The sequence below is a fragment of the Streptomyces sp. MB09-01 genome (assembly GCF_033794505.1).
GTDB lineage: Bacteria > Actinomycetota > Actinomycetes > Streptomycetales > Streptomycetaceae > Streptomyces.
Genome location: NZ_JARAYQ010000228.1, coordinates 1 through 13381, shown reverse-complemented (window position 1 = coordinate 13381; position 13381 = coordinate 1). Strand labels below are relative to the sequence as shown.

At 71.0% G+C, this 13381-nt stretch carries 13 protein-coding genes; 8 read left to right on the top strand and 5 right to left on the bottom strand.

Going from position 1 to position 13381, the window contains the following annotated elements:
- The first annotated feature begins 541 nt into the window (after window positions 1-541).
- Window positions 542-991, top strand: coding sequence for an SRPBCC family protein (locus tag PV721_RS33680; protein ID WP_319731077.1), 450 nt, complete (start codon window positions 542-544; stop codon window positions 989-991).
- Between the two features lie 278 nt (window positions 992-1269).
- Here PV721_RS33680 and PV721_RS33675 read toward each other — a convergent pair whose 3' ends face one another.
- Window positions 1270-1815 carry a type 1 glutamine amidotransferase domain-containing protein gene (locus tag PV721_RS33675; protein ID WP_319731074.1) on the bottom strand — a complete coding sequence of 182 codons (546 nt, stop codon included), beginning with the start codon at window positions 1813-1815 and terminating at the stop codon, window positions 1270-1272.
- 338 nt (window positions 1816-2153) lie between these two features.
- Between PV721_RS33675 and PV721_RS33670 the strand changes: the two genes are divergently transcribed.
- Complete coding sequence (locus PV721_RS33670; protein WP_319731073.1) at window positions 2154-2963, top strand: alpha/beta fold hydrolase; 810 nt, start codon at window positions 2154-2156, stop codon at window positions 2961-2963.
- 82 nt (window positions 2964-3045) lie between these two features.
- On the opposite strand, the gene PV721_RS33665 is transcribed toward PV721_RS33670, so the two are convergent.
- Window positions 3046-3846 carry an SDR family NAD(P)-dependent oxidoreductase gene (locus PV721_RS33665; protein WP_319731071.1) on the bottom strand — a complete coding sequence of 267 codons (801 nt, stop codon included), beginning with the start codon at window positions 3844-3846 and terminating at the stop codon, window positions 3046-3048.
- Between the two features lie 585 nt (window positions 3847-4431).
- On the opposite strand from PV721_RS33665, the gene PV721_RS33660 reads away from it, so the two are divergent.
- From PV721_RS33660 to PV721_RS33645, 4 genes are all read left to right on the top strand, one after another.
- Window positions 4432-4659, top strand: a complete 228-nt coding sequence (locus PV721_RS33660) for a DUF6480 family protein (protein WP_319731069.1) — start codon at window positions 4432-4434, stop codon at window positions 4657-4659.
- Between the two features lie 144 nt (window positions 4660-4803).
- Window positions 4804-5388 carry a histidine phosphatase family protein gene (locus PV721_RS33655; RefSeq protein ID WP_319731067.1) on the top strand — a complete coding sequence of 195 codons (585 nt, stop codon included), beginning with the start codon at window positions 4804-4806 and terminating at the stop codon, window positions 5386-5388.
- 355 nt (window positions 5389-5743) lie between these two features.
- Window positions 5744-6334: a GNAT family N-acetyltransferase gene (locus tag PV721_RS33650; protein WP_319731065.1), complete on the top strand. Its 591-nt coding sequence runs from the start codon at window positions 5744-5746 to the stop codon at window positions 6332-6334.
- Between the two features lie 168 nt (window positions 6335-6502).
- The gene (locus PV721_RS33645) at window positions 6503-7618 is read left to right on the top strand and encodes an AI-2E family transporter (protein WP_319731063.1); all 1116 of its coding nucleotides are present in this window, start codon (window positions 6503-6505) and stop codon (window positions 7616-7618) included.
- Between the two features lie 240 nt (window positions 7619-7858).
- On the opposite strand, the gene PV721_RS33640 is transcribed toward PV721_RS33645, so the two are convergent.
- Complete coding sequence (locus tag PV721_RS33640) at window positions 7859-8911, bottom strand: serine hydrolase domain-containing protein (RefSeq protein ID WP_319731061.1); 1053 nt, start codon at window positions 8909-8911, stop codon at window positions 7859-7861.
- 579 nt (window positions 8912-9490) lie between these two features.
- Between PV721_RS33640 and PV721_RS33635 the strand changes: the two genes are divergently transcribed.
- The gene (locus tag PV721_RS33635; RefSeq protein ID WP_319731059.1) at window positions 9491-9856 is read left to right on the top strand and encodes a hypothetical protein; all 366 of its coding nucleotides are present in this window, start codon (window positions 9491-9493) and stop codon (window positions 9854-9856) included.
- 225 nt (window positions 9857-10081) lie between these two features.
- On the opposite strand, the gene PV721_RS33630 is transcribed toward PV721_RS33635, so the two are convergent.
- Window positions 10082-10891 carry a hypothetical protein gene (locus tag PV721_RS33630; protein ID WP_319731057.1) on the bottom strand — a complete coding sequence of 270 codons (810 nt, stop codon included), beginning with the start codon at window positions 10889-10891 and terminating at the stop codon, window positions 10082-10084.
- A 968-nt stretch (window positions 10892-11859) separates the two neighbouring features.
- Window positions 11860-12540, bottom strand: a complete 681-nt coding sequence (locus PV721_RS33625) for a DUF4386 domain-containing protein (RefSeq protein WP_319731055.1) — start codon at window positions 12538-12540, stop codon at window positions 11860-11862.
- Window positions 12541-12680: 140 nt separating this feature from the next.
- Between PV721_RS33625 and PV721_RS33620 the strand changes: the two genes are divergently transcribed.
- Complete coding sequence (locus PV721_RS33620; RefSeq protein ID WP_319731053.1) at window positions 12681-13364, top strand: TetR/AcrR family transcriptional regulator C-terminal domain-containing protein; 684 nt, start codon at window positions 12681-12683, stop codon at window positions 13362-13364.
- Window positions 13365-13381 lie beyond the last annotated feature (17 nt).

Genomic DNA, 13381 nt, shown 5'->3' with positions numbered 1-13381 from the left:
GGGCCGGCCATTCCAGATGAAGCTTGCGACCACCGGCATGGATCTCACCCCCGGTGAGTTCTTTGTCTAACTGCGGGGTTCGATCGCGGGCGTGTGGCTCGTCCGGTCGTCCCTCCTCGGGCCGTTCTTCGGTCCGGTGGCGGGCGGAAGGTCAGGGGTGACCGCGTTGCGCTTCTCCGGCACGGGATCCGGAAGTTCAGGCTCCGAAGGGGCACTGTGCATGACGGTCTCCTTGCACGCGACTCAGGGACAAGCATGGGACGACAGCGGGAGCTGCCTGCCCTTCTTCCCTTCCGCCTGCCCCGCCCTCGGCATCTCACTCGCGCAAGGGGGACCGGCCTGTGCCCCTCCAACGGTTTCGCCGAGGCGCGACTGCTGGGGGCTGCCTGGTCCGGGAAGTGGGCTCGTTCGGGGTGTCCCCACCTGGTTGCCGGGGCAGGCGCGCGCCAAGAGGGCACGGATGCGGTGCTCTCGCGGGAAGCCGGCCAGGTCCGAGACCGGCTGCCTTCCCGCTGCCCCAGCCAGACCCAAGGAGACAGTCATGTCGCAGGTCAAGGAATCCATCGAGGTCGACGTCCCGGTCCGTACGGCGTATGACCAGTGGACGCAGTTCGAGTCGTTCCCGGAGTTCATGGACGGGGTGGAGCGGATCGAGCAGCGCACGGACACGCTCACGCACTGGGTGACGAAGATCTCTGGCGTCGAGCGGGAGTTCGATGCGGAGATCACGGAGCAGATCCCGGATACCAAGGTGGCGTGGGTGACCGTCGGAGGCGAGCGCGAGCAGTCCGGCCTTGTGACCTTCAAGCCCATCGACCCCACCCACACGCAGATCACCCTGATGATGGACTTCGACCCCGAGGGGATGGCGGAGAACATCGGTGACAAGCTCGGCTTCGTCGACCGGCAGGTCAAGGGCGACCTGAAGCGCTTCAAGCACTTCATCGAAGACCGCGGCTCGGCCACCGGACAATGGCGAGGCCAGGTCTGACCCGGAGCCCGGAGCCCGGAGCCCGGAGCCCGGAGCCCGGAGCCCGGACCCGCCGTCCCGTAGGGCCGCGCGCCGGGTGGAGGAACGAGGCGGCCGCCGCGCAGTGCACTGCGCGGCGGCCGCCGAACCGTGAACGGGGGAGAGCCCTGGGGCGAAAGTGCCCGCGGGAGCTGGCCGAGGCGCCCGCAGGGACGAGATCCCTGGCGAGGCCGGCGACACCGCGACCCCGCTCCAGGGCGGGCAGTGCTGTCACGTGCTCCAGGGCGGGCACCGTGCCGTCACGCCTGCGCCGCGAGGGTGAACTCCTTCACGAGCGTGGTGCAGAAGACGTCGAGGTCGTCGGGCTTGCGGCTGGTGATGAGCGTCGCCGGTGCCGCGCGGCACACCTGTACTTCCTCATCGACCCAGGTGCCTCCCGCGTTGCGGATGTCGGTCGCCAGGCTGGGCCACGACGTCAGCGTCCTGCCGCGTACGACGTCGGCTTCGACCAGGGTCCAGGGCGCGTGGCAGATCGCCGCGACCGGCTTGCCCGTGTCGAAGAAGCTCCGGACGAAGCCGACGGCCCGTTCGTTCATGCGCAGGGCGTCCGGGTTGGCGACGCCGCCCGGCAGCACGAGCGCGTCGAAGGCGTCCGAGGTGTCGCCGGCCAGCAGGTGGTCGACGGGGTAGGTGTTCGCCTTGTCGAGGTGATTGAACGCCTGCACCCGTCCGGGCTCGGTCGATACGAGCTGCGGGATCCAGCCGGCCGTCTCGACGGCCTTCCAGGGCACGGTGAGCTCGACCTCCTCCACACCCTCCGGGGCGGTCAGAAACGCGATGCGCATGGCGCTCACTCCCTTCGTCCGTGTGTCGGTCACCCCTGTGGACCGCCGCTGCCGCGTCGGAGCAGGCCCAGCGGATGCCTCGCCGGCTCGCGCGCAGCGTTCGACTCGGTCGTTGCGCGCCTTCCCCGGCCGGCGGCCCTGAACCGGAGTGCGGCAGAACCGCCCGCTTCCGAGCATCGCGGCGCCCCGACGCGGACGTCGGACGGGCGGGTGCAGGTGCCAGCGCGGGTACGGGTACGGGCGCGAGTGACGGGCGGGGCGCCGTCCTCGGGGCAGGCCGGTCGTACGATCGAGGCCGGTCGTACGATCGACTGAGGGCTCCTGGAAGAACGACCGCCATGACGCCAGAGCGACCGCACATCGTCAAGGAAGGGCACTTCGTCCATCGCGGCGCCCGCCTGGTCTTCGACGACGCCGGTGAAGGGCCACTGACCGTGTACGCCCACGGTGGCTTCGTCAGCCAGGCCGTCGAGGACCGGATGGGCCTCTTCGACTGGGCGCCCGTCCTGCGTGCGGGGCGACGACTGGTCCGCTACGACGCGCGGGCGCACGGAAGGTCCACGGGCGGGCCGTCGCCCTCCGAGTACACCTACGCCTCCCTCGCCGACGACCTGCTGGCCCTGCTCGACCATCTCGGCGCCGGCCGGGCCGTCGATGCCATGGGCGCCTCGATGGGATGCGGCAGCGTGCTGCACGCGGCGGTCCGGGAGCCCGAGAGGTTCTCCCGGCTGGTCATGCTCATCCCTCCGACGGCATGGACGACCCGGGAGGCGTACGCCCGGGCCAACAGGAGCGCTGCCGAGAGGGTCACGCGCGAAGGGCTGGACGCCTGGCTCGCCGGCAGGCGGCGGCAGCCGCCCGCGGTGGTGTCCGATGTCCCCCAGTTTCCGCCGACGCCCGCGGAGGCGGTCCTGCCGGCCGTCCTGCGCGGCCTCGCCCGGTCCGATCTGCCGTCGCCCGCGGAGATCGCAGGTCTGCGCCTGCCGACTCTGATCCTGGCCTGGGTGGACGATGCCGGTCACCCCCTGTCCACCGCGCGTACGCTGGCCGACCTGCTGCCCGGGGCGGCGCTGCACGTTTCGGAGACCCGCGCTGACGTCCGTACCTGGGGCGAACGCATCGCGGACTTCCTGGTGGCGCCGCCCTGACCGGGGGACCAGGCCCGGTGCCCGGCCCTGCCCCGCCCGCTCGGCGCGGCGTTGCGGCGGCCACCGCCTGATTTCTCATTCCTCAGAGATGGCTCCTGCTACCGCCCGGTTCGGCCAGCCGGCGATGAAGGGTCGCCTTCGCACGGTCGGGGAGGGCGTGCGTCGCCAGCTCCTGGGCTCGGGTGTGCAGCGAGCCCGCGACCACCTGGGCGCGGCCGGAGACCAAGGCCTCGTACGCCTGTCGTGCCACGAGGGCGGGATCGTCCTTGCGCGAACGGCCGAGCCGCGTGCTGAGCAGGCCCGACCGTACGAAGAACCGGGTGTCCGTGGGACCGGGCATCAGCACGGTGACCGTGACACCCGAACCGCGGAGCTCGGTGCGCAGCGCCCACCCGAAGGAGCGCAGGAACGCCTCGGAGGCGTTGTACACCGCGTGGTACGGACCAGGGATCTCCGCCGCGACCGAGGACGTGATGAGGAGCCGCCCTTCGCCCTGCGCCACCAGGTCCTCCAGCAGCCGCCGGCACAGATGGACCGTCGAGGTGATGTTGAGATCGATCACACGGGTCAGGTCGGCGAGGTCAGCGTCCAGGAAGGCGCCGCCGTGGCCGATTCCGGCGTTGAGCACCACGGTGCGCATGGGTCGTCGCAGAGCCCGTACCTGCCGGACGAGGGTCTCGGCGCCCGCGTACGTGGCCAGGTCCGTCTGCACCGCCCGGACCTCCACCCCGTGAACCTCCAGACGGGCGGCCGCATCCTGGATCGCGTGCTCCTCGGCGGAGATGATCAGGTCGTGGCCGTGGACCGCGGCCTCCCTCGCCAGCTCGAAACCGATCCCGCTGGACGCGCCGGTGACGACGGCCAACGGACGCAAAGTGTTCATGCGCGGCGCCTACCCTCACCGGGGGAGCCCACGCACCGGCGGGGCCGGGGAGCCCTGGCCCCGCTCGGCGCTCTCCTGGATGTGTTCGTACCCGGCGTTCACGCTTGCGGCTGGATCCACGAGGCACGGTGGCACTGGGACTTCCGGCAGAGGAGCGTGCCGACGCCATAGGCGCGTCCGCCATGCACGGCCTCGGCGCCAAGGGTGCTTCGCGGGGCCCGAGTGGTACGCGGGACGGCTCGCCGGTCACCGGAATCGAGGTAGGAGCCTCATGCGGGTGGTCGAGGCTGAGGGTGCGGCTCCGCGCCCGAGCCCCCCGTTGTCGAAACGGCCACCGGGTGGCAGCACCGGCACTCGGCGGCCGGACCGCCCGAACCTGCGGCCGAGGGGACCGTGATCCGCAACCCGCTGGAGCCGCCCCTCCTGGTGGAACCCTGTCCGTAGGTGGTGGGCCTCGGGCCGCCTCGGGTCCGGGGCTGACCGGACGGTTCCGAGGAGTGGGCCGCCAGGCAGCGGGTAGGCGCCGGACAGCCCCGGCCGACCTGCCGGAAGGGCGGGCCCGGCCTTCGTGGCGAGGAGGCAGTCATGTCCGCACATGCTCCAGATCCAGACCCGCGGAGCACGCCCCGGCCGTACGGCGGCGGCGTACCGCCGGGCGAGACTCCACCCGGCGAGTCGAGCACCGGCTCCGGCGCGGGTCCGTACCGCCCCCTTACGCGCGGCTGGGGCAAAGGCCCCCTCCTGGTGATCTGCCTGCTGGCCCTGGCCGTCGCCCTCTTCTTCCTTGCCTACGCCATCATGCTGAACATCTGAATCTGAGCGGTACCGACGGGGCGGCACAGTCGGATCCGTGCAACGTCCTCCGGGACGGCGGGTCACCGGTCCACCGGTCCCTGACGCGGCCACAGGAGGGCAGGCAAGTGGTCGTGCACCCATCCCGCGACGAAGGAGATGATCATGTCCTCCGGTCCCGCGCCACATGTGACGGCCTCGTCCTCCGACTCGGCGGCCGGGTGCCGACTGCTGCTGGTCCGCCACGCGAAGGCCGTGCCGAAGCACGTGGCCGAGGATTTCGAACGCTCCCTGAGCGACCGCGGACGAGCTGACGCGCCGGAGGCGGGACGTTGGCTTGCAGAGTCGGGCTTCGAGCTCCATCTGGTGCTGTGTTCACCGGCCCGAAGGACGCGGGAGACATGGGAGCTGATCGCCCCCGCCCTGCCGGACGTGCCGCCCGTCGTGTACGACGAGAGGCTCTACAACGCGGCTCGGGACACGTTGGCCGCCGTACTTGCGGAGCAGGGAGCGGGGCTGAGCCACGTGATGCTGGTCGGCCACAATACGGGCATCCACGAGCTGGCCACGTCGCTGTGCGGGACCGGCCCGCCGGACCTGCTGGAACGGCTGAGCGAGGATCTCCCGACGTCCGGCGTCGTGGTGGTGGACCTTCCGGGCGGGTGGGATGGCCTGGACCTGGGGGATGGTCAGGACGGTCACCTGACCGCCTTCTGGGCACCCGCCCACCAGGACCTGTCTGACAAATGATCGCGTGCCGGGTTCGCCGACGGCGCCGAGCTCTTCGAGGACGACCCTTCAGGCCGTGGTGAGTGCGTCCTTCCCGCCGTGGAACGCTCCCCTGCGCCCGAGCCCGGCGGTACGGTCTTCGGGCCGTTGGCAGGGGGCGACGAGGCGCCGACGTACAGGGACGCCCGGTTGGCCACCACTCAGGCGGGGCGGCGAGGCAGGGCCGGCACGATCTCCTGATGTAATAATCATCCCGCGAGTGCGTCTATTACCTACTCGTACCTACTCGGGGGGAACCTTGCCTTTCGCGCACACGGCCGAGGCTGCACGAGCATGGGTCCATGGTTGGACCGTTTCGCGCGGCGCAGCCCAACCCGTGCCCCGCACCTGGGGTTTCACCATCGACGTCGGCCTCCCCGGACACGTGATGCGCCACGTCCTGCACTCCGCAGACGAAGCGACCGTCCGCAAGGTCACCGAGCACGCCACCGCGCCCGGCGTCTGGTTGAAGGCGCTCGTCCCACCGGAAGCCCTTGAACCCTGGCTTGCTCCTGGCTGGCACCTCGCCGGCGGAACCGGCTACCTGATGTCCGCCTCGCTACCCAAGACCCACGCCCGAGCCCTGACCGAAACACCCGCCGGTTACCGGCTGAACACCTGGACTCGAGGCGGCGTCACCCGCGCCCTGGTGCGCACCGCCGAGGGCGTTTTCGCCGCGCGCGGCCAGATCGCCGTCACCGGCGCCAGCGCCGTCGTCGACCAGGTGGAGACCGACCCGGCTCACCAGCGCCGCGGCCTGGGACGCCTGGTGATGTGCAGGCTCACCGCCGCCGCCGCAGAGCAGGGCGCCACGGCAGGTGTGCTGGGCGCGACGCCGGAAGGCCGAGCCCTGTACGAGACGATGGGATGGCGTGCACTGGCCCCGCTGACGGGCGCCATGCGGGGTCCGGACCCGGCCGAGACGTGATCGAAGATCAAAAACCGAACGACTCCCGTTCTCGCGTACACAGCCACGACTCGGGAAGTTGCGAGGCTGGAAGTTGCAGAGGCTGGCCGGAGACGTCGTCATGAGCTGCTCCTGATCCGGCCACCGGCCCCTGCCCCGGTGGGAACGGAGTGTGAATAGGGTGACCCCATGTCTGTCATCCTGAGCTCCGCAAAGGCCGCTGCCGCACTCCGTACGTCGGCACGGGTCTCCGCCGAGTCGCTGGTGGTCCTGGTCGCGGCGGCTGCGTCCCTGTGGGTGCTGAGCCGGATGTGGTCGGTCGTCTGGCCGCTCATAGTCGCCCTGTTCCTCACCACCCTGACCTGGCCCCTGGCCGCATTCCTGCGCCGGCGGGGGTGGCGGCCCGCCCTGGCCGCCTCCACGGTGACCGTGCTGTTCCTCCTGGTGGCCGGGGGCATCGTGGCGCTGATCGCCGTGCCCGTGGCCTCCCAGTCGGGTGACCTGGTCGACGGGGTGGCCGAGGGCATCAAACGGCTGCGCGAGTGGGCGGCCGGGCCGCCGCTGAACATCGGCGACGACCAGATCACCGGCGCCTCCGACGCCGCGATGGACCGCCTCCAGAACAGCGTCGGCAGCGCGGTCTCCACCGTCGTCACGGGGGTGAGCACCGTCTTCAACGGCCTGGTCACCGCCGTCCTGGCGCTCTTCCTGATGTTCTTCTTCCTCAAGGACGGCCCCCGCTTCCTGCCGTGGCTCACCCGCCAACTCCCCGGCCGGCTCGCCACCGACGTCCCGGTCGTGGCCGCGCGCAGCTGGCAGACCCTGGGCTCGTTCGTCCGGTCCCAGGCCTTCGTAGGCTTCCTCGACGCCGTGTTCATCGGCCTGGGGCTGTGGATCGTAGGTGTACCTCTCGTGCTGCCGCTGGCAGTTCTGACCTTCGTCTCTGCGTTCGTGCCGATCGTGGGAGCCCTGTTCGCCGGCCTGGTGGCGGTTCTCATCGCGCTGGTGTCGAACGGCCTGACGGACGCGCTGATCGTGCTGGCCATCATCGTCGCGGTGCAGCAGCTCGAAGGGAACGTGTTCCAGCCCATGATCCAGAGCCGCAGTCTCGGTCTCCACGCGGCGGTGGTCCTGCTGGCGGTCACGCTGGGCGGCAGCCTGGCCGGTGTCGTGGGCAGCCTGCTGGCCGTGCCGGCGGCCGCACTCATCGCCGTCGTCTGGAACTATCTGCGCGATCAGCTCAGCGAACCACCGCAGGAGCCGGAGGCCGACGAACTGCTTCCCACTGCTCCTGCCGCGTCCTAGGGGCGGGAAGAGCGGCAGAGCCGTCCCGGTACGGGTGGACCGGGGCGGGGCGGCTCGCACCCGCCCAGGCTGCCGTCCGCCGCGCGGCCCGAGGTTCTCGCAAGGACTACCAGCCGGACCCCTCGCCAGGAGGGAGGGACCCGGGTGGCGTTCGAGCCCCGCGTCTCGTGGCGGGAAACGCCATCAGCGCGCAGGTGGCAAGACATCGATTCCCTCGGCCGAACCGGCCGCGAGCCGCGGTCAGTTGGGCTTGACTACACGCTCTGACTGCAGGGTGCGCAGGAGATCGAACGCAGGGCCGTCCACCGGCCGCCGGGTGTTGCCGAGGGCGATGACGGCGAGCCGTTTCTCCGGGTCGAACCCCACGAAGGAGGAGAAGCCCCCTGTTCCGCCGTTGTGCCAGATCTGGAGGTGGCCGCCCTGCCGGGGGTGCAGGCGGTGGGCCATCCAGCCGAGGTGCACCCAGGTGAAGGAGTTCCTGCGGTGCTCGAACGCACGGCTCAGGCGGATCGCCTCGTCGAGTCCTGCGGGACCGCCGTCCAGGTGTGCCCGTACGAAGGCCACCAGGTCGGTCGCGGTCGACCGCAAGCCGCCCGCTCCCACCAGGTCGGCGAGGTGCCACGGCGCGGCGGGCCGCCCGCGGCGCACGTGCCCCTGCGCGAACTGTTCCGAGCGGGTGGAGTCCACCGTCACGACGGTGTCGGTCATGCCCAACGGGGCGCAGATCTCCTGGGCGACGAGGGTCTCGTAATCCGTCCCCGCCCGGCGGGCGAGGGCCAGCCCCAGCAGCCCGGCTCCGAGGTTGGAGTAGCGGAATCGTTTCCCCGGAGTGGCTCCCAGACGGGTCCCGGCCAGCCCGGACAGCAGGGCGTCGGCCGTGCAGCCGGCGTACGGATCCGGCTTCGACGGGCGCAGCAGAGCCTGGAGCAGCATGCCTTTCGGCAGGCGCGGCAGGCCGGAGGTGTGGGCGGCCAGATGCTGCAGGGAGATCGGCCGGCCGTCCCGTGACGGAACGGCCGTCCCGGCGGGCAGCAGATCGCCGAGCGGCTCGTCCAGGCCCACCGTGCCGGCGGATGCCAGGCGCGTCAGGGCCAAGGCGGTGAACGACTTGGTCACCGAGCCGATTTCGAACAGAGTGCCGGGGCCGGGGACGTGCGTGTGGTCTGCGCCGCTGCTTCCGGCACCCCGGATCTCCACGACGTCATCCGCCACCGCGGCCACCACCACGCCGACGTGCTGCTCGGCCAGCCGGTCCGCGGTCTGCTGGGCGAGCGTTGCGAGTTCTTGTGCCATGAGGGACATCATGGCGGCGTCCTCTCCTGCGACCGGTGGGCCCGGATGATGATTTCCGGCCGTGGGTGATGCGACCTGAGAAGTACGGCGAGACGGTGACGGCGAGCGCCCGCGGGTGCGGCGGTCGAGGAGCAATGCCCGAGGCACCCCTTGCCGGCTGCGGCGCGCGGGGCTGACAGCGCGTCCGGCATGAGCACGCCGCCCCTGCACCTCCCGGCCCTCACGGGCGCCCCAACAGCCCCCGAATTCCGTACGGTGGACAGCCGTACGCCTCACAGCCCGCGCACCAGCAGCCGTAGGGGGCAGCCCTACCCGCCGCAGCGGTGCCCCGGTCAAGGTGCCCGGGTGCCGTCCCTGCGGTCGATCGGCTGGCCGCCGCTTCCAGGCCCCGTAGAGCGGGCGCGCCCACTACCGTGACGGGCGTTGATCTCGCGTAGGCAGAGGCGCTAAACCGCTGCCCGGTTATGCCCAAAAGGTGACTGTCTGCAGCCTGCACCCATCGGATAGTAATGACCCGGCGCCTGGTCCGGCCTGCCGATGGTCGGCGGCGATCCCAGCGCGCTGAGAAAGGAACGTCTCGTGATCCGCGCCCGTTTCGCTGCCGCTCTGTCCACCATGGCCGTTACCGCCCTCGCGTTCACCGCGAGCCCCGCATCGGCGGCTCCCGGCGACACGCTCACCCTCTGCTCCAGCACGCTCACCCCGGACGGCTGGGTGGACGCCCAGTGGTGGAACAGCGGCGGTTGCGGCTCCGGCTTCACGCCCAACACGAAGCAGATCAAGGACCTCAGAGGCTACCCGGTCGGCACCCAGGTCAACGCCTGCGCATCCACTTGGCCGCCTGCCGGCTGGACCATCACCAACACCTACTACTCGAGCGGCTGCCGCTACTCCGCTGTCCCCAGCTTCAACCCCAACACCTGGACCCTGAAGCGCACTTCCTGACCTCGCGGGGGCGCCGGCAGTCAACCTCCACCGCCGACTACGGCCCTCAGCGTCGCTGCGCGCCCTTCCGTGAACCGAACTGCTCGGTCAGGTCCATCCACGGCGTACCAGCGCGGTACAACTGTGTGGCCGTATCGGCGAGTTGTGGTTCTGGCACGCTTTCCCTTTCCGTGATGCGCATACGTTGCGTGACGGCTCATGGGTAGGGAACTGCGCGTCTCTGTGTCAGAACGGCGGGTCTTCGGCGGAGCCTCCTGTCCCGTTGCTCGCCCACCACAGATCGTGATCGGCCATGCGGGCGTGATACTCACGGGCGGCAATGTCGTTCGCGTTTTCCAGGGTGCTGGTGTCGTGGCCCCAGGCGTTCAGCGCGTCCAGTGCGCGGTCGCGCTTGTATCGGTCTGTGCTGGTGCTGAGCAGGCGGCGGGCGTGGTCAGCCAGCTCGTTCCGGTGCTCGGTGAGGGCGTGGTGCTCTGCGAGGGGGATGGCGGCGACGAGGGCCGCGTCGCGCACCTTCGCATTGTCGTCGGTGAGGAACGGCTGAACGGCGGAGTAGATCACCGGGCGCAGGTCCCGGAAGGCCCCCATGTCAGGGCATGCGTCGAGAAAGCCTTCACCGAAATGGCATTCGCCCATGGCGACGCGCTCGTCATCGGCGTCGTAGGCGGTGCAGCCGAGCCACTCCAGTAGCGTCTCGCGGGTGGGGTGGCGCAGTTGGAGGTCGGCCTCGTGGGAGTGTTCGCCTGCTGCGGTGATCGGATGGTTCAGGATGGCCGCCACGTAAAGAGCTACGGGCACGGTGGCTTCGTAGATGGTGTTCTGGTGGCTCACTGCGTCGAGCGCGTCCCTGGCGGCGGCCGCCCTGATGGACGGGTTGGGCTCGAGGAGACGTGTAAGCGCGGCCGGCAGGGATTCGCCGGTCCCGGACGGAGTGGCGAGCGACGCCCAGTCTGTCCCGTCCAAGACCTCCTGAAAGTGAGGTGGCTCGGGAGGAGGGTTCTCCGTCGTCCGGCTGCCGCTGCCGCTGCTGATCACGGGCCGAGGCTACAGCGTCGGCAAGCCTGCGTTGCGCGTGGTTCCAGGGCGGGGGGCAGACCGGCGATCACGGCGTCGCGGTCGCGGGTCGATGCCCGCGGCGAGTGGGTGGAGGCTGGGGAGGTGGTCCTGGCGGACGGCGTCGAGCCAGGCCTGGTTCACCGCCGACCAGGAAACCGGGACCACGCACGCGGTGTGCGGCCCCGATCTCGGCCGCGACGAGGTAGTCGCGACGCAGTCAAAGGCCGTGGCCGTCGTTGAGCCCCGCCTACCGGGGCATTGTGGGGGAGCGGCAGCACTGGCAGGAGGCGATCGCCAGTCCGCCCGAGACGCTCGTGAACAGCGCATGTGAGGACGGGGACGCGCAGGCGGGCTGACCTGGTGCTTGCCCACGGGCGTCAGCTGGTGACGGCGTTGCGCAGAGCCGGGGTGGCCCATTTGCGGCGGATGTGGTCGGGGCCGAGCGCGCCTGCGTACCAGCTCGTGGCGCGGAGCGCCCCCCCACGGCCGGGGGCGAGCACTCTGTCCGGTTGGGGCTACCCCCCCCGCCCCAGCGCGTCAACGCCTGGTCTCACCTGGCAGAGGGGGGCAATAGCGACTGCGGGAAGGTTCCTGGCCGTCTGCCGAGGATCTCGGCGCCCATCCGTAGCGGTACCGGCCGTGACGGATGGGCCAGCGATGTAGCTGCCGCCGGTGAGCCCGCTTTTCATCCCCCTCCCGCCAGGGATCAGATCCCGGCCCGACGGGAGGCGTGCCGTGACCGCCGTCGTTCCCCTCGCCGAGCTGACGAAGGGGACGTCATCGGGTCGAGCGAGCGCCGGTACGTGCAGCGCGCCGGCCCGGCCCCGGGGCCTGCCCGAATACAAGGCCCTCGCCTCGCTCAGCTCCCCGCGGCCACGGCCTCGGCCCCCAACTGAGATGAGGAGAAGGGTGATGCGGTCGTGGGACCCGTCAAGCTCGGGTCGGCCTCACCGACCGGCACCTGCGGGAACAGGCACTTCGCCGTCTGCACGGGACGCGGTACCTGAGCCGGGCCCGAATCCCCTGACGATCAGCCAACCGGCCAGCCCCAGCTCCCAGGCGAACACCGGGAGCGCGGCGACCGCCCCCGCCACGGAGAGCTGCGTGTAGGCGCCGAACATCACGGCGACGGCCGAGGCACAGATCAGCGGCCCGCCGACCAGCCCGAGCACGGCGATGAAGCGCGGCACGAGCCGTGCGCGGTACGCCAGGTATGCAAGCAGGACGGTGTTCAAACCGAGGGCGATGTTGGGCCCGAGCAGGAACGTCCAGTCGTGCACGGCCACCAGCGCGGCGTCGGCGCCGTCCGCCGCACCCGCGTCCCGTCGCAGGGTGACGAGCGCCAGGACGGCGACGATCCCGAGGGCGATGACGGCCGCCTCCAGCAGCCGCCCGAAGGCGTACCCGAGCGCGAGCCCCTCGCCGTGGCGCCGCAGGACGGGGAACAGTGCCGCCCCGGTACCGGTCACCGCCACCACCAGCACCACCTCGCAGAGCACCCCGAGCAGCGCCCGCGTGTCGGCCCCCTGCGCGAGTCGGCCGTCCGCCGCGCCCAGCAGGGGGCGGTACAAAGCTGCCCCGGCTATGGCGGCGACCTCGGTCAGCAGGAACAACGACCCGGTGGCCACTGCGGTTCTCCGGTCCGGACTCATCTTCTCGGTACCCCTCGCTCGTTGGTGGTGTACGCCGTACACCTGACAGCAACCATAGGTGTACGACGTACACTCGTCAAGGAGAGGCAGTCGACGAGGGAAGAGGCCGAACCGGAATGACCCGGCAGGAAGCCACGCACACGCAACGGATCCCCTTGAACAGGGACCGCGTCCTGCGCGCCGCCGTCGCGCTCGCCGACGCCACCGGCATCGACGCCCTCAGCATGCGCAGGCTCGCGCAGGAGCTGGACGTCGTACCGATGGCCCTCTACAAGCACGTGGCCAACAAGGATGAACTGCTCGACGGCATGGCCGACGCCGTGGTCGGCGAGATCGACCCGCCGGCCGCGGGCCCCGACTGGCAGCGCGTCGTCCGCGGCCGGATCCTCTCGGCCCGGCAGGTCCTACTGCGCCACCCCTGGGCGGCCCGGGTCATCGAGTCGCGGACCGGCCCCACCCCGGCCGTGCTGGCGTACCTCGACTCGATGGCCGGGAGCTTCCGGAACGGCGGCCTCTCCGCCGACCTCACGCACCACGTCATGCACGCGATGGGCAGCCGCCTGCTCGGCTTCAGCCAGGAACTGTTCGACACCTCGGGCCCCTCCGGCCCGCCGGACCCCGGGCTGGCGGAGCGCTACCCGCACATCGCGGAGCTGGCCGCGACGGCCGCACACGACGGGGGCTCCACGGTCGGCGGCGGCTGCGACGACCAGTTCGAGTTCGAATTCGCCCTGGACCTCCTCCTGGACGGCTTCGAAAGCCTCCGCCGCCAGGGCTGGACGTCCGCGCGGAAGGCGTAGAGGGGGCGGGGCAGGGG